General features: G+C 56.9%; 14 protein-coding genes and 1 pseudogene. 7 read left to right on the forward strand and 8 right to left on the reverse strand.

All coding sequences use genetic code 11. From position 1 onward, the window contains the following. Positions 1–568 (forward strand): aldo/keto reductase (locus ASG39_RS07800; protein WP_162242421.1); only part of this gene is annotated, 568 nt, incomplete at its 5' end. A gap of 89 nt (positions 569–657) precedes the next feature. Here ASG39_RS07800 and ASG39_RS07805 read toward each other — a convergent pair. Further along, positions 658–963 carry a hypothetical protein gene (locus ASG39_RS07805; RefSeq protein ID WP_062594476.1) on the reverse strand — a complete coding sequence of 102 codons (306 nt, stop codon included), beginning with the start codon at positions 961–963 and terminating at the stop codon, positions 658–660. Between the two features lie 468 nt (positions 964–1,431). Here ASG39_RS07805 and ASG39_RS24200 point away from each other — a divergent pair, with 468 nt between their 5' ends. Both ASG39_RS24200 and ASG39_RS07810 read left to right on the forward strand, forming a co-directional pair. Beyond that, entirely contained in the window at positions 1,432–1,608 is a 177-nt protein-coding gene (locus ASG39_RS24200; RefSeq protein WP_200943872.1) for a hypothetical protein, read from the forward strand. 202 nt (positions 1,609–1,810) lie between these two features. After that, the gene (locus ASG39_RS07810) at positions 1,811–4,960 is read left to right on the forward strand and encodes a PAS domain S-box protein (RefSeq protein WP_244481173.1); all 3,150 of its coding nucleotides are present in this window, start codon (positions 1,811–1,813) and stop codon (positions 4,958–4,960) included. Positions 4,961–5,146: 186 nt separating this feature from the next. Here ASG39_RS07810 and ASG39_RS07815 read toward each other — a convergent pair whose 3' ends face one another. Then, positions 5,147–6,013 carry a transglutaminase-like domain-containing protein gene (locus ASG39_RS07815; protein ID WP_062594477.1) on the reverse strand — a complete coding sequence of 289 codons (867 nt, stop codon included), beginning with the start codon at positions 6,011–6,013 and terminating at the stop codon, positions 5,147–5,149. A gap of 330 nt (positions 6,014–6,343) precedes the next feature. Between ASG39_RS07815 and ASG39_RS07820 the strand changes: the two genes are divergently transcribed. From ASG39_RS07820 to ASG39_RS23730, 3 genes are all read left to right on the forward strand, one after another. Then, positions 6,344–6,925, forward strand: coding sequence for a DUF1349 domain-containing protein (locus tag ASG39_RS07820; RefSeq protein ID WP_062594478.1), 582 nt, complete (start codon positions 6,344–6,346; stop codon positions 6,923–6,925). Positions 6,926–7,285: 360 nt separating this feature from the next. Beyond that, the gene (locus ASG39_RS07825) at positions 7,286–10,267 is read left to right on the forward strand and encodes a hypothetical protein (protein WP_156468071.1); all 2,982 of its coding nucleotides are present in this window, start codon (positions 7,286–7,288) and stop codon (positions 10,265–10,267) included. Next, positions 10,267–12,801, forward strand: a complete 2,535-nt coding sequence (locus ASG39_RS23730; RefSeq protein ID WP_156468072.1) for a hypothetical protein — start codon at positions 10,267–10,269, stop codon at positions 12,799–12,801. The genes ASG39_RS07825 and ASG39_RS23730 overlap by 1 nt, the downstream gene beginning before the upstream one ends. Positions 12,802–12,984: 183 nt before the next feature. Here ASG39_RS23730 and ASG39_RS07840 read toward each other — a convergent pair whose 3' ends face one another. The 6 genes and pseudogenes from ASG39_RS07840 to ASG39_RS23735 all read right to left on the reverse strand — a co-directional run bounded on the left by ASG39_RS07840 (position 12,985) and on the right by ASG39_RS23735 (position 19,868). Continuing rightward, on the reverse strand, positions 12,985–14,553 hold the full coding sequence (locus ASG39_RS07840; protein ID WP_062594482.1) for an IS66 family transposase: 1,569 nt from the start codon (positions 14,551–14,553) through the stop codon (positions 12,985–12,987). A gap of 66 nt (positions 14,554–14,619) precedes the next feature. Next, a pseudogene (gene tnpB / locus ASG39_RS23175) lies at positions 14,620–14,963 on the reverse strand (IS66 family insertion sequence element accessory protein TnpB). Then, positions 14,960–15,358: a transposase gene (locus ASG39_RS07845; RefSeq protein WP_062594483.1), complete on the reverse strand. Its 399-nt coding sequence runs from the start codon at positions 15,356–15,358 to the stop codon at positions 14,960–14,962. Before ASG39_RS07845 ends, tnpB begins: the two are co-directional and overlap by 4 nt. A gap of 482 nt (positions 15,359–15,840) precedes the next feature. Next, a complete protein-coding gene (locus ASG39_RS07850) occupies positions 15,841–16,875 on the reverse strand; it encodes an IS110 family transposase (RefSeq protein WP_062594484.1) in 1,035 nt (344 codons plus the stop codon). A 184-nt stretch (positions 16,876–17,059) separates the two neighbouring features. Next, entirely contained in the window at positions 17,060–18,619 is a 1,560-nt protein-coding gene (locus ASG39_RS07855) for a hypothetical protein (protein ID WP_062594485.1), read from the reverse strand. Position 18,620: 1 nt separating this feature from the next. Beyond that, positions 18,621–19,868: a collagen-like protein gene (locus tag ASG39_RS23735; RefSeq protein WP_156468073.1), complete on the reverse strand. Its 1,248-nt coding sequence runs from the start codon at positions 19,866–19,868 to the stop codon at positions 18,621–18,623. A gap of 369 nt (positions 19,869–20,237) precedes the next feature. Here ASG39_RS23735 and ASG39_RS24475 point away from each other — a divergent pair. Beyond that, on the forward strand, positions 20,238–20,584 hold a 347-nt coding region (locus tag ASG39_RS24475; RefSeq protein WP_062594486.1), incomplete at its 3' end, for an IS5 family transposase.

A 20,584-nucleotide genomic window follows, 5' to 3' on the forward strand; every position in this document is an offset into this window, starting at 1 on the left:
CATAGGCCTTCAGTACTTCTACTCGCTCGTCGAGCGCGGCGTTGAAGCTGAGCATCTACCCCTCGGTCAATCGGCGGGCATGGGGCTCGTCCCGTGGAGTCCCCTTGCCTATGGTCTGCTGACCGGGAAGTACGACCGGGCCACGGTCGAGGCCAGCGGCTCCCGCAAGGGTGGTGTTCCCAACCAGGGCGGCGCCGGAACGAGCACGCGTGACGATGGCGACAAACGCCTCGACGGGGACAACCCGTTCGGAGATACTCTCTTCACCGATCGCAACTGGCACATCGTCGATGTCCTGAAGCGCATCGCCGACGAGGCCGGAGAGTCCGCGGCCCGCATCGCGCTTGCCTGGGTCGTCGGACGCCCGGGCGTCGCCAGTACCCTTATGGGCGTCAGCCGTCCCGAACAGGTGGGCGATAATGTCGGTGCGCTCGATGTAACTCTCTCGCCGGAACACGTATCGATGCTGGACGCAGCAAGCGGCGGAACCGAGGGCTTCCTCTACGGCCTCTTCAAGCCGTCCGTCCGCAACCAGGTTGTTTTTGGAGGCGCTGACGTACGGAACTAGGCTCAGGACCTATTAACCTCTTGCGGCGCGCTCTGCGTTTTGATCCACTGGGATCAGAAGGAGCTGCAGGCCAATGCGATCAAATCGGGTTATCTGGGCGGCCTAACCAGGGAAATCACGCGAGGCGTTGAAGGTGTGTCCAGCCACTTCGTCCATTTCTCTCTTTCCTCGATCGTATCGAAGAAGCGCCATAGCTTGTAGTCATCATCTGTTGCCTCTAGCATTTCTCCGACTGAAACAAGCTCCATGGGTAAGGAAATTTCTTCGCCTTCAAACCTGACGAAGTATGCACCCTCAGTAGCTATCCGAATGACCTGCCCCGTTGCATAGCTTCCATCGCCATCGTCGACGGTGAAGTACATGCCACTGAGGTTGTCCATTATTTTATCGTTCATTGTCTTGCCTATTCGTAACGAGCGCGCACAGAATCTTGAGGCGGCGAGAGGCAGCGACAGGATCTGGTGGCTTGGGCTGTCTCAACTAAAGAAACCGCCGCCGTACCGCGGCCATTTCCAGGCGTTTGGAAGCCATCTATAGGTAGCCGCTCTCAAGGACAACAGTGTCGAAGCGTGGCGTCACCCGATTGTCTGGATAGACACCGGAGACATTGTAGGCACCGAGGCTCTGGCCGTATGTGCACAGTGGATGGCGTGATCGTGCCGGCAGCTGAATTTTTTTAAGACCCCCAAAGATGCGCGCGTGGCCGACCCGCTAGCTGCCCATTCGGTAATTCGTCTTTTGTGCAGCGAACTGATAGACAACTGTGCCAGCTACCACACCGCGTGCTGCAGGAAAAATATACGCTCTGACGATCAACATCTGTTTTCAAGCAATTAAACCGGACCTTAATGGGAGGGCTCCTCATGGGTTGGAAAACCCCAAAGATCGAATACGTGAACGGATACAAAATTATTGAAGCCGAAGGGCCGGCCTTCAAGGTCTACGACGGCAGCCGTCAGCTAGGGGACGACTTTCCTTATTCCGGCGAAGCGGCTGCTCACGCGAACTCCCTTCCGCCACGGGATGCTCAACAGGGCTGAACAGGGATTCGAGGACATCCTGCTCCAAAGCGCGATACCGGCTTACGAGGACAGGCAGGCGGTATCTCCGGCAACTTCGTAAGGAACCCACGCCTCCCCTATGCATGTGATTGACCGTTGCTTGCGTTTGCAGCTGAATACCACTCGACATCTGCAAGATGAGGCGTATGGCTGCGTGCAGGGTTTTACTGCATGACAGGCTGTGACGAACGTGACCGATGGCGAACTGAGAGCAACCGAACAGTATAGCCGCCAGATCCTGGATGGCGCGGTCGACTATGCCATCATGGCTTTGGACCTTGATGGGAAGATTACTCGTTGGAACGAGGGCGCGCGCCGCATTTTCGGCTGGAACAAGGACGAGGTCACCGAGCAGCACTGGGATCTGATCCTGACGCCCGAAGACCGCGAGGCGGGTGCTGCACGTGAGGCGATGAGCGCCGCACTTGCATCGGGCACAGCACATCACGAGCGTTGGCACATCCGCAAATCCGGCGAACGGTTCTGGGCGAACGGTGAGATCAGTACTCTTGTTGACGAGCAAGGAGACGTCGTTGGTTTCGTAAAGGTTCTTCGAGACCGGACTAAAGAGCATCTCGCAGCACAAGCTCTTCATGATGCTGAAGCACGGTTGCGTCGAGCCCAGGAGGCAGGTGGGGTCGGAGTGTTCTCGCTAGACCTCATCACCAACATCCTTAGCCCTACCCCCGAGTTCTGCAAAATCTACGGACTGCCGGAGATCGACGACGTTTCCATCGAGCAGATCGAAGCGCTTGTTCTGCCAGAAGATCGCAGCACCGCCTCTAATCCCCAAACCCGAAAGATCGGGGCATCTCTTCTGAATGTCGAGTATGGGATCAGACGTGCTGACAACGGACAGAAGCGCTTCATCGCCCGCAAGGGTGAATTCGAGCGCGACGCGAGCGGCACACCGATCCGCTTCGTCGGCGTGGTTCAGGACATCACCGACACGCGGCGCGCCCAGCAGCAACTGCGCGAAAGTGACGCCCGCTTTCAGGCTCTGACACAGGCGCTCCCCAACCATGTCTGGACAGCGGGGCCACAGGGACAGCTCGACTGGTTCAACGATCGCGTCTATGCATTCTCAGGTCTTACATTTGACGATCTCGTCGGAAACGGCTGGACGCAGATGGTTCATCCCGACGACCTGCCGGAGGCCGCTGCCAAGTGGCTTTCTGCTGTGAGGGCTGGTGAAACCTACGAGTCGGAGTTTCGCCTGAAGGCAGCAACTGGCTGGTACCGCTGGTTCATCGCAAGAGCCGTCCCGATGAGGGATGATGATGGGAAGGTCGTCAGGTGGATCGGCACAAACACGGATATAGAGGATCAGCGAGAAGCTCAGGCACGGCTGGAGACAGCGAACAGGACCCTTGAAGACAGGGTTACCGAACGCACTGCCGACCGGGACCGCATGTGGCGCTTGTCGACCGATATCATGCTCGTTGCGGACTTCGAGGCAACAATTACCGCTGTCAATCCAGCCTGGCGAACGGTCTTCCGTTGGGACGAGGGCGAACTCGTAGGGCGCTCCTTCATGGACCTCATTCATCCGGACGATCTTGCGGCAACGTTGGCGGAGGTCGGGAAACTGAGTGAAGGTGTGACAACCTTTTCCTTCGAGAACAGATATCGCACGAAGGATGGCACGTATCGAACGATCTCGTGGACTGCAGTGCCCGACGACACCTTTATTCATGCTTTAGGGCGTGATGTCACGCAGGAACGTGAAGCATCCGCAGCCCTTCGCAGAACTGAACTCGCCCTTCAGCAGGCGCAAAAAATGGAAGCAATTGGCAACCTAACGGGCGGGGTCGCACATGACTTCAATAATCTGCTGCAGGTGGTTGCCGGAAATCTTCAGCTCCTTGCGCGGGACATCGCCGGAAACGACAAGGCACAGAAGAGGGTCACCAATGCACTGGCAGGCGTTGAGCGCGGTGCAAAGCTTGCGGCTCAGCTTTTGGCCTTCGGTCGAAGACAGGCTCTTGACCCAAAAGTCGTTAATGCAGGGCGGCTGGTGCGCAACATGGACGAGATGCTTCGCCGAACGATCGGAGAAGGTATTGAGGTGGAAACTGTCGTGTCAGGGGGCCTATGGAATACGCTCATCGACCCGATGCAGACAGAAAACGCGCTTCTGAATCTCGCCATCAACGCACGCGATGCCATGGACGGCTTCGGCAAGCTGACGATCGAGGTCGGCAATGCCATGCTGGACGATGCCTATGCGCGCGAGCATGACGATGTTGTGGCTGGCGAATACGTCATGCTCTCGGTCACCGACACAGGTGCCGGGATAACGAGCGACATTATCGACAAGGTGTTCGATCCGTTCTTTTCGACCAAGCCTGAGGGCAAGGGCACAGGCCTTGGGCTGTCGATGGTCTACGGATTTGTGAAACAGACTGGCGGCCATGTCCGGATCTATAGCGAGGTGGGATTGGGCACGACGATCCGAATGTACCTTCCGCGTTCGCGGGAGGATGAAGAGCGGACATCAATCCGGCGTGACGGTCCGGTCGAGGGAGGCTCCGAAACGATTCTCGTGGCGGAAGACGACGAAGGCGTGCGCGCAACCGTCGTCGAGACCTTGCAAGGGTTTGGGTACCGTGTCCTGAAGGCACCGGATGCCAGCGCTGCGCTTTCAATCATCGAAAGCGGTGTGCCGATCGACCTGCTGTTCACGGACGTCGTCATGCCGGGTCCGCTCAAGAGCGCTGATCTCGCGCAAAAAGCCAAAGAACGTCTGCCTGATATCGCCGTGCTCTTCACCTCAGGCTACACAGAGAACTCCATTGTCCACGGTGGACGGCTTGACGCTGGTGTTCAACTTCTCTCAAAGCCGTATGCCCGCGAAGCACTCGCTCGGAAGATCAGGCAGGTGCTGACCCGGAACACGGATGTGAAGGCAGAACAACAATCGCTCACGCCCCCGGCCGCCTTGCCGGCTGTCAGCGCAGACGCTATCCCCCACTCCACTGCCAAGCTCACCATTCTGCTCGTGGAAGATGAGGCCCTGATCAGGGCTGCTACCGCGGACATGCTCGAAGAGCTTGGTCATGAAGTCTTTGAGGCCGCGTCAGGTGAGAAGGCACTCCTGCTGCTCGAGCAGCAGAGCGTGGACATCGTCCTTACGGATCTTGGTCTCCCTGGTATGAGTGGTGAGCAGCTCTCCAATATGGTGCGCCAGAGGTGGCCTGCGATCGCGATCGTCTTCGCCACAGGGCGGGACACCGCGCCTGTGCTCAGCGATTCACGGCGCACATCTCTGCTTGCGAAACCATTCGGCCCGAACGAATTGTCGCGTGCAATAACGCAGGTGCTTAGCTGAAAGTGAACCGCGGCAGTACAAGGAGTGCAGAGTAAACGGTGTTTTCCCCGCACATTGGCCAAGCTCCATTGGCCGTTCGGAAAAATGCCGCGACAATCTTGATGGCAACAATGGGGCAACAGCGTCACTTTTTTTGCGGTCGCATAGTACACGAGCATGCAAAACTTCAGCCGACGAGCTTTGAACCTACTGCACAACCGAAACCGTTTCACGAACTTGCCTGACAGCATTGAAGACCTCTCCAGGCATGCCGAACCCTGGAGCGCAATAGAGTAAACGGAGTTCTTCCCAATGACGGTCGGGTTCGAGCAGGACCTCCGCCAAATGATCGAAGCGTCGCAGTTCCTCGGCGCTGATCTCCGCGTCTGGGGATGGCATCGCCCCCCAGTCGTCCCATGGCAGCATCTCAACCTTATTTAGGCTGGCGAGGTCACGGATCAAATTTGAGGCGATGAACCAGAAGCCGCCTTCATCGAAGATGCCAAAGCGATTGGGGTTGTCCTCGCCACGCCGGCAGAGTTGCCAGGCCTGGGCGGCCAGTAGGAACTCGCCCGACGGCAAGTCGAGAGTGTCGAAGACAAGCCCCAGTTCTGCACGCTGAAATTCATCGATCTGAAAATCGACCATCCGCCAACGATCACCATTCCAGACCTCCACCACCCAGTGGTCGATCGCCTTGTCGGGAGCGAAATAAGTGCCGAAACCGCACCGCGACCTAGCCGCACGCCCGTTCGCTCGCAAGGCCGCCACCGCGAGCAGCGAGAAATGGCTGCAGACACCAACCGCGCGACCCGCAACAGGAAGTGGTAAATTGCCTCCCGCAAGGAGGCCGTCCAGCACCGCGTCCACCGATCTCCTTTGCGAGAGTTCACGGCGCTCCGGGGTCAGCTCTTCGCCATATCTCGACGCCCAGTGCTCGTGAAGCATTCTTCCCTGAATCCATGTGGCTAGGTCGGCGATGTCCGTTGGAGCGCCTGCCAGCCCGACCTTATTCTTCTTCGCCGTGGAATGCGGGCCCGGTTCTCGGAAGTAGTCCAGCGTTACTATGTCCATGAGTATCCTCCAAGGCCGGAAGATCCGGCGAGGGCGCTTTGGTGTCAAGCTCACGGTGAATGCCGGCTTCGGGCGGACGGCAGACGAGCGACCTTGGCGGCTTCGCGCCAACAGCGGACATTAGCGTTGGGATACGTATGATCTGATTTGAGGCCGAGCGGTCCGTCCGCTTTTCTGATTTTCCGGATTGGCCTGGGTGTCAGCAATGCAGGCTCCAAGCTTAAGACGCCTGTCAGACCTTGCCTGTTGCTAGCAATTGGGCTCTCTAGGAACTATCGCTTTACGAGAGATGCAGCTGAGCAAGGCCGCTCGTTGGCATAGGAGACGCCATTGCAGAGTCTTAAAAACGGACTGTGGCTCAATGATCCCACAAAGGCAGATGCTTCTGATACCGAACTTTTCGTAACAACTGACGCCTACACCGATTTTTGGCGAGAAACACACTATGGCTTTGTCCGCGACAGCGGCCACTTCTACGCATTCCAAACCGAAGGCGATTTCACCGCCCAGGTTCGAGTCCAGGCGAATTTTGGACATCTCTACGACCAGGCTGGCCTCATGGTCAGGCTCGACGAAAGACGGTGGGTCAAGACCGGGATTGAGTTCTCGGATGGATATGGCTTGCTTGGCAGTGTGCTGACGGATGAAGTCTCCGACTGGGCAACGGGACGATATGACGGCGACCCATCAGATTTTTGGATAAGGGTGACCGTCCAGAGCGGCGTTCTCCGAATACAAGCGTCAGACGATGGGCAGACTTGGCCACTGGTCCGCCTATGCCCTTTCTCAAGGGCGGACAATTATTTTGTCGGCCCTATGTGCTGCACTCCCGAACGTGCAGGCTTGGAGGTAAGATTTAGTGAGTGGCAATTGGGGCGGGCCTTGGGGAAAGACCTCCACGACCTGACGTAGCGGCTAGAGCGCTCTATTTGAATCTAATTCCGCCGAACAACCACTCGGGGTCGGTGCTCTTGACAGGAATCGAACCTTCGCCTCGTAGTCCGTTCAGTATTAGGCTGTTGATAAATAAGTCTTTGGCGCCGATTTTGGTCAATTAATTCCAGTGCTTTCACCCTTCCAGTGACCTGGATAGGCAAGCCAAAAAACCACTTCACCAGCCAAGCGAAAATTTCAGTTGAAGTTTCGTGAAACTATGCAATCTCTGATCATCATTTTGAACTCGACCGATTCGTCTTAGTAGGTTTGCAGCTACCAGGAATCAGTTCGTTTCCGTGACTGCTTACCCTCAACCCCTCGCATTATTGGCTCCAGATGCCCGACAAGATTACGATAGATCTCGCCTCGATGTACGGCGAATTCAAGCTCGACAAAATAGTCCGCCGCGATGCCTTTAAACGCGTGATAGAAAAGCTCTATCGCCGACCGGAAGATGACGAACCTCTGGAGAGAAATTCGGGGTATCGCCCATCATCTCTCAATGTGATGAAGTCCCGTCGCCATGAGACAGTCATGATCAGCGCGCGACGAGGTGATGGAAAAACGACATTCCTGACGGATATTTTGCGGTTCATCGAGAAGAGGCAGGCCGGTGAGGCTCCCAATGAGCTGTTTGAAAACATGGAAATGGAGCGTGGTCCGGCATCACTCTACAGCCTTGGCGTTGTCGATCCTACCCTGATAGAGACCAAACAGAACATCGTTGTAATGATCATTGAAAAGATCAAAGCAGCGGTAGACCAGGCGAAAAGAGCCGACAGACCTGCGGCCGAAGACCACTATCGCGTATTCAAGCAGCGGTTGCGTGAACTCGCGGCCGGCTTGACGCTCCTCGACGGCATCGGTGATGAATCGCTTCACGGCAAGGAATGGGTCGATCCTGACTATGTGCTGGACAAAGGGCTGGACCGCGCGAGCGCAGCGGCGGCATTCGAACGCTCGTTTTATCGCTATGTCAGCGAGGCTTGTCGTTTCCTGACCGTAGATGCCTTTGTACTGGCAGTGGATGACGTCGATACCTCGTTTGAGCGCGGCTGGCCGGTACTCGAGGCGATCCGAAAATATCTTGCGACACCCCGATTGAAGCTTTTGCTCGCTGGTGACATGAAACTCTACAATCTGCTTGTCCGACAGCAGCAATGGAAGCAGATGACTTCGGACTTCATCAATGCAGAGCGGCAGGTTCCACGAAATCAGTCCTACAGTGATCAAATTGCACCGATGATTGACGTGCTCCAGGATCAGTATCTTGTGAAAATTGTCCGCCCCGAAAACAGGATCGATCTGCAGCCCCTGACTTATTACGCCGAGCGCGCGTCCATCTCCTTCACAATTGGCAATACGAAAGCCGTCACAGAGCGGATGGTGTCGCGGCGCTACGCAAAACTCCTGCTAGGGCTTGGCGCCCCGGAGGATGTCGCAACGATACAGTCGATCATGCTTCGCTTGCCTATGCGTAGTAGTCTGCAGCTGTATTCGTCAGTATGGCCTCTTTTGTCTAATGGAAGCCGCGACGACCAGTCGCAACAGTACGAGATAGCGTTGGACACGCTCCGTCATGTCGCATCGACCGGTCTTATGGTACTTGATTTCGATGAAAACGAGTTGCGCAATCCCGATCCTGACCGGATTTTCGGAGTTTTTGCGGGCTGGATGACGAAAAAGGATCTTTGGCGCCCGATGGCGCGGTTCTATCCCGAGGGCCTTGAAGAGAGTAGCGATCTTGCTGCGATGTCGGTTGGCGCAACACTCGTGGACCTCTTTCGTCGCCAGCCAAGGGCGATAATCGATTACTGGCTGAAGGTTTGTACAATCCGCGAAAAGATTGCTCGTGGGGACATCACATCGTCTGAGCGACTTAAAGAGCTTCTGGATCATCTCAACATCCGCAGTAAAGAGGAAGCGCTACAGACTGTCAGCCGCCTGGCTGCATGGGAGGCCGCTGAAGGACAGCAAATCGCCCGGGGAATACGCATCAGCGGTGCTGCTGTGCCAGCCGGCCCACGCATTAGGGAAACTGGAGCAGCCTCTTCAGAACTGTATGGCGATTTCGATTTTGAAAGCTTCAGGCGAGAATTGGGGGCAAAGAGCGAGAACTCTATCAACCGTGCACTTCAGAAGCTACCAGCACCGCTTCGCGGCTTCCATTTGCGACTGGCCCGGTCTAGTTGGGACTACTCCTACAGTGGCAAGGGAGAAGCAGGCTTCGTTCCTGTTTTCGGCAACACTCTGGAAAGCCTGCGCGCGGGATTAGGTGGCCAAGTTGCGTCGATTGCAATGATTCCGGCAAGTCGGATCACAAGCGGGCAGCAATCCGACAATGGCAGCTATTCCCTGCTTCGGATGCTGGGATTTATAAGTGGCACACTTGGGCTCAGCCGTGGCAGCCTCACGGCCCGCGCACTTCACCGCCGCCTTGATCAGTTTTTAGTTACTTCGGGGATGCCGCGGAGCTATCCCACCCCTGGCGGGGCGGCGACCAGCACGGCCGGGAGCAATATTGACGAAGACAGTGAGATCCCAGCTAATCTTGCGGGCGAAAGAGAGGAACTGGGCGCTGATTACGGGACTTCGAACGACGAGGCTGTCAATGCTTTGATAAAATGGCTTGATGCGCTGAATGCGAAAACGCTGTCCCTGGCGCCGATAACGCTGGCGCGCGTATGGACGCGGTTTTCCTATGCGTTTGACTCCATTCGTGATGAACTTCGTCATGCGAAAACACGTTATCTTGGCGTGCTAATGCATCGCTCTATTATCGCTTTTCTGCACGCGCTGGCGGTCGAGACCTATCGCGCTGAAGGCAATACCATCGGGCCGAAGGTGGCAGATAATCCGGTCCGTTCGAACGAACCATTTCTGGCTATGCTTCAGGAGCTGGACATCAGAGAAGTCGACGCCAATGCCAACAAAGACGAAGACGATGATTCTGACGACGACGAGGAGGTCGGTTTCTTTCGCTGGATTTTTGCCTGCCCCCTCTGGGGCTACTTTCTGGCGAGACACGAGGAGGATCTCACAGGATCGAAAGGCCGCGACGTAGCGGGCGAGATTTTTGATCTTTACCGGCAACAATCACGCGCTTCCACCGGTCTCGAACTCGATTACAGCGTGACTTTTCGCCAGCCGAATGATGGGCGAACAGCACAGTTCGACGGCTTGTTTTTCCTCCTGAACAGCGTCTATTTGCAAGGCCACAAGGCTGCACGTACAGCCGAGCCGAAGCCGGCTATACGTCGCCCGGTCGTTCGAAGCGGGCTTAATAGGTCCGGCGGTGGCAACGCGGACAAATCCTGATGGCTGCCCTGATTGATCGGCGTGCCTTTAGCGACAGCCACGGATTGGCAGAACTTTGCCGTGGAGTTATTCCGCCAATCACCGAGACAAAACGCAGGATCTTTATTACAGAACGTCGAACCAATTTCGGTTTTCCGGATCATTTCTACAAGGGGTATCTTGCCGATCGTCTGGATGACGTGGGTGCGGTTGGTGAGCTGCCGTATCACACGCTCACCAGGCTTGCAGAGCGTTATCTGGAGCGCCGGGACGGAAAGATCGTCGTGCGCCTCGACCGGTTTTCCGAATGGCACGAGCTCCTGCCATTCATTTCACCGCTCGCCGTTCTTATCGCCTTTCTCGTGAACGAAGACCGGGCGACCAGCAATTCCACGCTTGATCCGCGCGTAGATCTCGAACGCCAGATTGGCGACACGGCTGTCCTGGGTCCGCATGACCTCGCGCTTGACGATCTTATCGAGCGAAAGGGTTTGAACGAACTGCATATGCATCTGAACGGCAGCACCGAACTGGATATCGTCTGGGCCGACGCCTGCACCGATCCTGACGGATTCTACGGAGAGCTTTTGGCAGCTTCCCAAAAGAGCAAGCTTCCAGTAGCAGAGCTTTATGAGCAACTGGAGTTTGGACTGACGCCTTACAAGCTCTACGAACGCATGCGTGCTTTAAGACGCGTACGTCACTACATGGCCGATATACTTGGTGCGGCACCAGACTATGGTTCGCGTTTGCGTGGTCTTTCCAAGTTGACTGAGGCGATGACAGCCAATCTCAGCGATGGCGAATGGAACTATGAGCGACAGTCATCGCTGTCCGAACATCCGAGTTCAAAGCTCTACGGTCGGCGTCGATACAGCCGGCTCATCAACGAAGCGGCATGGCTCTATCGTTGCCTAGCGCACCTTCGTCATAATCGCTCAGACACGATCATCGGGACAGGTCTTTATTTCAACTTTTTGCTCCTCAATCAGGTAACGCGCCTGGCGGTCCAGCAGCCGGAAGAGTCCGGGTTCGACCAGTTCCAGAAATATACCCTGCTCGGAACACGCGAAAAACTTGAGCGGCATTACGAAGCACGCTTCCGTCAGCTCAACATCGCCTCACCTCACACTTTGCTGTCACATCTGGAGGGTCGGTTTGCCGCCAAAAGCAGCATTACCGAAACCGAAAATCTCGTGCTTCAGATTACTGAAGACTATCTTGCGTTTCGCGGCTGCAGTTATCGTGGGCACTTGCGCAAGCTGCATGGCAAGGTGCCACCATGTCTAGTTTCGCGGCCGTGTGACGGCGACCGGTGCGCAAGACGCGGTCGTCCCGACGCAGAACTTTCGCTGGTTGCGCATTTCATCAAGAAGCCGCCCAGTAGTCAGAAAGATAACTCCAGAGGATATTTGGACAGTGACCTGCGTGCAGATCTAGATAGACAAGCGCGTCATCTTCGTGAACTGATTACACGAAGGGACTTAATCAGAACCGTTCTTGTCGGGATTGACGCAGCTTCGAACGAACTGCACGCGCCGCCGGAACCGTTCGCCCCGGCTTTTCGGATCATGCGACAGGCGGGTGTCGGTAGAGCAACTTTTCATGTAGGCGAAGATTTCCGCCATCTGGTTTCGGGGATACGCTCTGTCGCGGAGGCCATAGCATATCTTGACCTCCGCGCGGGCGATCGCATCGGTCACGCGATCGCACTTGGCGTTGATCCCACCCTCTGGCGTGCGCGGACCCCCAACCGGATAATGCTCAATCGGCACGACCTTCTGGATGACGCTGTTTTCGCGCAGCAGAATCTGGTTCAGCTCGACGGCTTTGCAGAAGATGTCGGGAGATTGACGGATATGATCACGCGACTTTCGCGCGATATCTACAGTCTGGACGTGAGCCCGGTCGTCCTGTCGCAAGCCTGGCAACTCAGAGATCTTGATATCCGCGAAATCAGGCGGATCGAGCACCGTCTTGCGCAGCGCTTGCTACCTGTGACGGCGGCCAATGTTGTTAAAGAGGCCCGTGTGCTGGCACAGGAAGTAATGGACAAACTCCGTGCCCGGGAGCTCGATCTGGTTGCCGACCGGGTCGAACATGCCGCATCTGGATACGCTTTCTACAGAAAGCGGCATCTGCTTGACGAAACAAAGAGGCCACTTTGCGAAAGCGTGACCGACCTCGTGTCAATACCCGCGCTCTGTGCCCTTCAGGACATTGTTCTCGCTGAGATAACGCGACGAGGCATCGCGCTTGAAGCACTCCCGACAAGTAACATGAGGATAAGCGTCTATCAAACGATGGCTGAACACCACATCTTCAGATGGCTGGGATTAACGGGACCGGTGCTGAAAAACAGACCGACCGTAGTGATCGGAAGTGACGATCCTGGAATTTTCTGCACAAACATCCGGAACGAGTATGCGGTCATTTCGTCGGTTCTACGCTCGGACTTTGGCAAATCCGCCGCAGAAGCCGCATTGATCTTAGAAACATTGAACGACAATGGGCGGATTCATCGCTTTCGGCCGAACTCGCCCGCCTTCAGTTAGCTGTTCACACTGTGTTGGTTTCCACGCAGAACTGAGCCGGTTAGGCGCATAATTTCCATTGAGAATTGAGCCATGTGAACCTTCCCTCCAACGCGGTGAGCGACGGGGGCGACGGAGTGATCCACATGGGACTTTTAAACATCATCCGTCGGATGGCGCTGCGCGAGAAGCGTAAGCGTCCGGTCAGGCCATTTCCAAAGGTGTTTGCAGGTTCCACGGCAAGAGCTCGTCGATCCGGTTTATGGGGTGATCGGCGATGCGGGTAAGGACATGTCGCAGGTAAGCTTCCGGATCGAGGCCGTTGAGCTTTGCGGTTTCGATCAACGACAGGATTGCAGCGGCGCGTTCGCCGCCTTTGTCCGACCCAGCGAACAACCAGTTCTTACGGCCGAGCGCGATCGGTCGGATTGCCCGCTCAGCGGCATTGTTGTCGATCTCGATACTGCCATCGTCGAGAAAGCGGCAAAGCGATTTCCAACGGGAGAGCGCATATCGGATTGCCTCAGCCGTTCCGGATTTATGCGGCAGGCGTTTGAGATTGTCGTCTAGCAATGACCGCAGGCCTTCTACCCTGGGAGTGCTGCTATGTTGCCGCGCGGCTTTCCGCACGTCTGGCGGCTCCCCTCGAACGGCCTTCTCGATATCGTAGAGCTCACCGATCCGGCGCAGGGCTTCCTCGGCAATCGGCGCTTTGCCCGACGTCGTCAGATCGAAGAACTTGCGTCTTGCATGCGCCCAGCAGGCTGCTTCCAGTATGACCGGCAGGCTGCCTGGCTTGTTTGGTTCGTAGAGGTCGCGGAAGCCCGCATAGCCGTCGGCATGCAGCGCGCCCGAGAAGGTGTCCAGATGCTGCCTGGGATGCAGTCCCTTGCGATCCGGACTGAAGAAGTAGCAGATGGCCGGTTGGATCGTGTCACCCCAGGGACGGCCGTCGCGAACGTAAGTCCATAATCGGCCGGTCCTGGTCTTGCCTCTGCCTGGCTCCAGCACCGGGACGGGCGTGTCGTCACCATGAAGGCGATGGCCTGCAAACACATGCTCGCTGATCTTCACCCGAAGCGGCTCCAGCAATGTGCTGGCCTTGCCGATCCAGTCCGCCATGGTCGAGCGGGAAAGGTCGACGCCTTCCCGTGCGTAAATCTCGGACTGGCGATAGAGCGGCAGGTGATAGCAGTATTTGGCGATCAGGATATGGGCGACCAGACCGGGCCCCGGCTTGCCGCGTTCGATGGGCAGCGACGGCATCTCGGCCTTGACCTGCGTATCGCAGCCTTTGCAGGTGAAGCGCGGCTGGATATGGCGCACGACACGAAACGAGGCCGGGACATAGTCGAGAACCTCGCTGACGCTCTCGCCTGCGCGGATGAAGTCTGAGCCGCCACAGACCGGGCATGCGCAAGTTGCCTGGTGTGTCACGTCATGACGTGGCAGATGGTCTGGCAGCGGCTGACGGCTGGGCTTGGCCCTTGCCGCACCTGATGCCGACGACAGTGCCGGGATCAACACTTCCGCCTCGACCGCCTCGATATCTTCCAGGGCCAGTTCGAGTTGTTCAATGGTGCGGTCCATTTTCTCGGAGGACGAGCCGAACCGTGCCCGTTTGAGAACTGCGAGCTGCGCCTTCAATTTGTCGATCAGCGTATCGCGGGATTGAAGCTTTCGAGCCTGTTCAGCCAGTTGATCAGCCTGCGCGGCGATAATGGCTCGCAACGCATCGACATCGTCAGGCAGGATCGGAGGGCTCGTTTCCATGCCAAATTCTATAGCCGATTTGGCGTCAGATTTCCACTTATCTATCTGTAAAGATTGGCATCTATCTTACGCAACCCGAGTCGGTGCAGAGGTCCAGGCAGGACGACGCCAGTCGATATCTTCCCATAGCATCGACAACTGTGCTGCCGTCAGTCGGGCCGTGCCGTCGGTCGCGGATGGCCAGGGAAAGCGGCCCTTCTCCAGGACTTTGTAGTAGAGGCAGAACCCCTGTCCATCCCAGAACAGCAGCTTGATACGATCCGACGGCCCCGGAATGCGAAGACCGAACCCGACGCGGGCTTCTGGCGAAGTGACGACTGCACCAGCGCCGTCAGGCCATCGATCCCCTTGCGCATATCCGTCACACCGCAGGCGAGATAGACGCGCACATTTGCGCCGGGCGCGATCATGCGTCTTCAACCGAGCGGATCAGTGCTTTCAGCACGTCAGGCGCAATGTTGGCCTCGACCTTCAAAACGCGGCCGCCCTTGCAACCAATCTCGATCCGCATGGGACGTGCCGACCGCTTTGCCGCAGGCTTGTCGACTGGGCTGGTTCGCTCGGCTTCGTCGCTCGTCTCCGTGGCAATCAATGCGACCGGCAAAAAGGAGACCACCGGCTCGGACTGCTCGGCCGCGAACTTGCGCCGCCAGGTATAAATCTGCTGCGGTTTGACATCGTGCCGCCGCGCGACGTCGGCAATCCTGGCATCCGGCTCGGCAGCCTCTTGCAGTATTGAAAGCTTCTCGTCGTCGGACCAATCGCGCCGACGCTCGACGCCGGTCAAAATCTCCATGCGGCCCATAGTTCATCCCTGATGGCGTCTCTAATGACGGAATTAGTGACGTAACTTCAGGCGTTCGCAGATGATCTCCAACACTGCCTCACCGGACGCTTACCCTGAAACACTCGCTTTGCTGGGTCCAGGCCGACGATACTAACTACCCTCATGGAGGCTCTCTCCTCTCAGCGACGTTCTGGCGAACATCACTTTGGCACATTGCGATGCCGTCGGGAGGGGCATCCACTCCATCAGCTCTCAGTGGAAACGTATGGCCCGCCCTGCTTGCAAGTGATTTTTTGATACCTGAACAGTCTGCTTCAACGTATTCGGTCTCACGGTCGTGCCGTGGCCAAGATGGATATCCGCACGTTCAGAGCCACGATAATCAACACGGTTTCCAAGAACCATTTCCACTGCTGGGCTATCCGAACGCCGATCAACTGTCAGGCCATCTCCATTCCACTCGCAAACATCGTAGGCTGCGCATTAGAGCAGCCAATTACCTAATTTACCGCGACGCCAAAAGACCGCTCGTATGGCAGACCTTTGCGCAACACCGCCCACGCGATACGCGCCAGTTTGTTCGCCAAGGCCACGATGACGACATTGCGTGCCACGCCTCTGGACAACATCGCTCTGAGCCATTGGCCGATCGACGTGTCGCTCTTACTGAGCGTGTGCATCGCTGCTCGAGCACCATGAACGAGCAAGGTTCGCAGATATGTATTGCCGCGCTTGGTTATGCCAAGCAGCCGCGCCTTGCCGCCGGTCGTGAACTGACGAGGCACAAGTCCCAACCATGCTCCAAGATCTCGGGCGTGCTGGAAGCTGCTGGCATCTCCGATCGCTGCAACGAGCGCGGTCGCATTCAAGACACCGATCCCAGGTATTGAAGTCAGACGACGCATTGCGCTGTTATGCTTGGCTAGAGATACAAACTCTCCGTTCAAAGCCTCGATCTTCTTGTCGAGCATTCGCCATTCATCCCGCAATTCCAAAATCAGGCTTCGGATGTGCGGCGACAAAACGTCGTTGCCTCCGGCAATAAGCTCATCAAAAGCGCTTTCGAACTTCACGCGCCCGGCAGGGAACACCACACCTCTTTCCAGAAGAATTGCGCGGTGCTGATTGATCAAGGTCGTGCGCTCAGCAACCAGGCGTGACCGAACCCGATGCAGCGTCTGGATATCAAGTTGCTCCTGGCTCTTCAGGTCCACGAACCGCATCGTCGGGCGAGACGCCGCCTCGGCAATTCCCTCTGCATCTCGATCATCATTCTTCTGTGCCTTTACGTAAGGCCTGACATATTCCGGCGACATAAGCCGCACTTCATGACCAGCAGCGGCAAAGAGCCGACCAAGATGATGTGCGCCGCTGCAGGCCTCCATCGCGATGACGCAGCGTGGCAGCTTCTCGACAAAATCAATCAATGTCTGTCGCCGCATCGTTCGACGCAAAATCACGGCACCCTGGCCGTCAACACCAACGACACTGAAGCTGTTCGTCCCAATGTCGACACCCAATATTGAAATCTGCATGGCTCGGCTCCTTTCCCTTCACAAGAGAGACATCATACTCGATGTTCTCGGAAGGGCGGGCCATCCCATAATCAACAGCCTGGTGCCTTGCGGCCACGGAATGCGTTCACATCGCCACGCCGACCAAGCGATGGACGCGGCGATCTAATCTCCCCCGGGTTTAGCGTCATGACGTTGCCGGATGTTATCGAGGGGGTGATCCAATCGGCCAGATTAATTGCGTCTCCAGAATCGACGGCTCGCCTTCTTGGCCGTCTTTGCCGTCTGGCGCATCGGGACCGAACTCTCCGCGCCGGCCCGATCGACCCTTTACGCATATCCCCCGCGCGTCCGGTGCCCCAGCTGCCTGACCTTCACCACCAGCGCTCCCCCGACCGCCAGCCCCACCTTCGCCAGCCAAGCTTCGAGAACCCTGGAGCGCTCCAGAGGCCACGTCCCGCCCGACAAGGAAAATCTTCTCGTTCAGCGTCTTCTGTGTCTCCTCAGTCGCAAAAAGCCTCAGGACCCCCCCATTTCCGCCTTTTCCACCAGACCATCCTGGAGATCCGCGGACACCTGCAGCGCCATCGCGTCCGTCGCCTGGCGGGGATACACAGCGTAACAAGATACAATCCGATGCCGCCTTGCATCGCTCTATGGTCGATAGCAACTCCCTCCTATCTGTCGCCGGGAAGCTTGAAAGGCCGGCTACGGCTGCATCAATTGCCGCCGTAAAATCCGACTTCTCTTTCTTTGTGACGACCATGGAAACGCCAGGTGCCGGTGACGTGACATCGGTCACGGGCGTATGGCCCTTTCCAGGGGCACCTTGCTGCCCCCGTCGACCATTTTCTCCCGCAAGATCGACGTAGAGTTTTCCACCCTTCACCGACCCAAGCGCAATTATCGTAACATCCCCTGCCCCTGCACCATTCGCCACGGCTCCATCTGGCGCAGGCCCCTTCCCATCGTTAGTAAACGCAGTGATTTTCGCACCGTCTTCGATCTCGAGGTCGTACGCGGCAATCACCAGGTTGCGGGCCCCGATCGTCAGGTCAGCGGTCTTGGTGAGTTTCACACGCTTTGCGTATATCCACGTCTCGCCCGGACTACTATTGTCAGCCAAGGGAAAAGTGCTGGAAATTGAGACGCTATCCTTGCTTGCGATGAGGCCCAACAGGGTTGACTGTGTGTCGAGCGTTGCATTGGACCGGGTTGGCAGGATTTGCGTGATCGCCTGAACGGTCGGCGGGGGCCCTATGAAGTCGGTGGCACTAACCATTAATCGCTCCTGTCCTGCCACAGTTGGGGTCAGGAAGGTTTGCCAAGCCTGCTTGTTGTAAGCGTAGAATTGGACCCGTGCACGGTAGATGATGTCAGTGGCCGCATCGCCAATGGGTACGAAAAACCTGACAGCTATGAGGATAAGGGGGCACGCGACGAACATGAACAGGCACCAGCGGCCAATCCGCCGATTGCCGACCGTGTTGCCAGGTAGCATCGCATTCGCGCTTACGAAGACGACGTAGCAGTAAAAGATCACGGCATTGGCTAGAACAACGCTCCAGAGTCCGACGCTCGACAGCGTAAGCATTGAAAGGATCAATATTCCCAGCAGCACCAGCAATGGCATGACTTTTAAAGCCACCCGAATGCGAGCGGTGTCTGGAGTATCCCCAAGACTTTTGTCGATCAGGTCGCTGTAGCCGCTTACGCCTTTCAGCATGAACTCAAGCGTCGCTTTACTTAGGTCGGACGTCGGCATATCACTGCTCCAGCACGATGCGTTGGGTAAGCAGTTGCCCACGCTGCCCCTCACGACCAGCACGACCAGCAGGACCGTTCACACCGACAGGACCATTGGAGCCACTTGGTCCGACTCCGCCGCACAGGCCCGAGGACTGGCCTCCCGGCCCGCCAAGCCCGCCGAGCCCACCATTTCCGCCTGAACCTCCCGGTCCCCCCTCCCCGCCAAGAGCAAGAAATCGAAAATGCTTCACCGCTTCTGGCAATTCAGTCTCGACAATAAGCGAGCCTGCATCGCCGCCATCCGCGCCATCTTTGCCCGGTTGTCCGGGTTCGCCAGGAAGGCCGTCTCGCCCGCGTCCGGGCCCACGGCGGCAATCGAACAATCCTGATGCGGCATTATCCCCTTGCGCGCCATTCGCTCCCCGCGCCCCCGGCGCGCCTCGCAGCCCGGCTTGGCCTGGTCTACCCGACAAATCGACTGCAAGATCGCCGACGATCGACCGGTGAATCCTCACTGTAACCGCGCGTACGTTCATGAACGTTTCGCCCGCAGCGAACGGTCGCACCTCTTGAAATGCTACGATTGCGCCGTTGTCGGAGACCACGCGTAGCGCCTCTATAGTCAATTGGCTGCCATTAGTAATGATCTTAGAATTGCTCAGTCGAAGCTCCGACGTCGAAATGACCCGGGCCTCGCCGGCATCTATTGTCAGGATAGCGTTTTCTAGTGTTAGCGGCGGCATTTGAGTCAAGGCCGCTGTCCTGCCCACTAGATCGCCCTCTACCTCGGTCCGAATGTCCTGTGGCAATGACGAGTATGAAGTGTTGCCCCGAATGACCAAGCCATCTTGCGATTTAAAGTTGAGAATTCCTGGAGCGTTCAACATTCGTGCGACGAACAGGGCGCCGCTCTGCGGCACCGAAAAAAATACCGAGGTAATGAGTAGCACCTGCACGAGGATGAAAATGCCGACAAAAGCCCAAGCAACTAAATGCGGCAGCACGCTATTTGATCGACTTAACTTCAACGCGAATGCGGAAACCAAAGTGGCCACGACGCCGAACACAAGGACAGCAGCCCCCATCGCAAGCACTGAAACGAACGGGGCTCGCTGCTGAACGAGGAATACTGAGACCGACAGTATGACCAGTGCACCTACCGCGACCGCCGTCTGCGCGGGGGCAATCTCACGAGACAATTTGATGATACGCTGGAGAGGAAACAAACCCTTGCGATCTTCCGATATTTCATTTTCCGACGTCATCGAGGTCTAGCTCCGTGGCGGATTTCGAGGTCAAACAACGCGAGCAATATGCACATGGATTGCACTATATTTGTACTTTTTTCCCATCAAGAAACACAAGCTATTTCTCAGGCGTGATCTTCTTCAGCACGGAGAATATGCCGGGTGGCTGGACAAGCTTGTCGCGATGTTGGGTTAGGCTCAGGACCTATTAAYCTCTTGCGGCGCGCTCTGCGTTTTGATTCACTGGGATCGAAAGGAGACGCTGCCATGAGTGACCTGATGCTGTTGTCGGAGGCGCAGATGCGCCGGATTGAACCTTTCTTCCCGCTGTCACATGGCGTGCCGCGTGTNCGTTTTGATTCACTGGGATCGAAAGGAGACGCTKCCATGAGTGACCTGATGCTGTTGTCGGAGGCGCAGATGCGCCGGATTGAACCTTTCTTCCCGCTGTCACATGGCGTGCCGCGTGTTGATGACCGCCTGGTGTTGAGCGGCRTCATTTTCGTCTTGCGCAACGGCCTGCGGTGGCGCGACGTGCCGCGTGAATACGGGCCGCACAAGACCATCTACAATCGCTTCATCCGTTGGAGCCGGCTCGGCGTCTTCAACCGGATCCTGGCAGAATTGACGGAAAAACGCAGCAAATCCGACACCTTGATGATCGATGCGACCCACCTCAAAGCCCACCGCACTGCAGCCAGCCTGCTAAAAAAGGGGATGTTCCCCGACGTATC

The organism is Rhizobium sp. Leaf371 (genome assembly GCF_001424045.1).
Classification (GTDB): Bacteria; Pseudomonadota; Alphaproteobacteria; order Rhizobiales; family Rhizobiaceae; genus Ferranicluibacter.

What these genes read in the sequence shown, in the direction of transcription:
- ASG39_RS07805 (WP_062594476.1), bottom strand. Translation starts at nt 963, where the DNA reads ATGAACGATAAAATAATGGACAACCTCAGTGGCATGTACTTCACCGTC.
- ASG39_RS24200 (WP_200943872.1), top strand. Translation starts at nt 1,432, where the DNA reads ATGGGTTGGAAAACCCCAAAGATCGAATACGTGAACGGATACAAAATT.
- ASG39_RS07815 (WP_062594477.1), bottom strand. Translation starts at nt 6,013, where the DNA reads ATGGACATAGTAACGCTGGACTACTTCCGAGAACCGGGCCCGCATTCC.
- ASG39_RS07825 (WP_156468071.1), top strand. Translation starts at nt 7,286, where the DNA reads ATGCCCGACAAGATTACGATAGATCTCGCCTCGATGTACGGCGAATTC.
- ASG39_RS23730 (WP_156468072.1), top strand. Translation starts at nt 10,267, where the DNA reads ATGGCTGCCCTGATTGATCGGCGTGCCTTTAGCGACAGCCACGGATTG.
- ASG39_RS07840 (WP_062594482.1), bottom strand. Translation starts at nt 14,553, where the DNA reads ATGGAAACGAGCCCTCCGATCCTGCCTGACGATGTCGATGCGTTGCGA.
- ASG39_RS07845 (WP_062594483.1), bottom strand. Translation starts at nt 15,358, where the DNA reads ATGGGCCGCATGGAGATTTTGACCGGCGTCGAGCGTCGGCGCGATTGG.
- ASG39_RS07850 (WP_062594484.1), bottom strand. Translation starts at nt 16,875, where the DNA reads ATGCAGATTTCAATATTGGGTGTCGACATTGGGACGAACAGCTTCAGT.
- ASG39_RS07855 (WP_062594485.1), bottom strand. Translation starts at nt 18,619, where the DNA reads ATGCCGACGTCCGACCTAAGTAAAGCGACGCTTGAGTTCATGCTGAAA.
- ASG39_RS23735 (WP_156468073.1), bottom strand. Translation starts at nt 19,868, where the DNA reads ATGACGTCGGAAAATGAAATATCGGAAGATCGCAAGGGTTTGTTTCCT.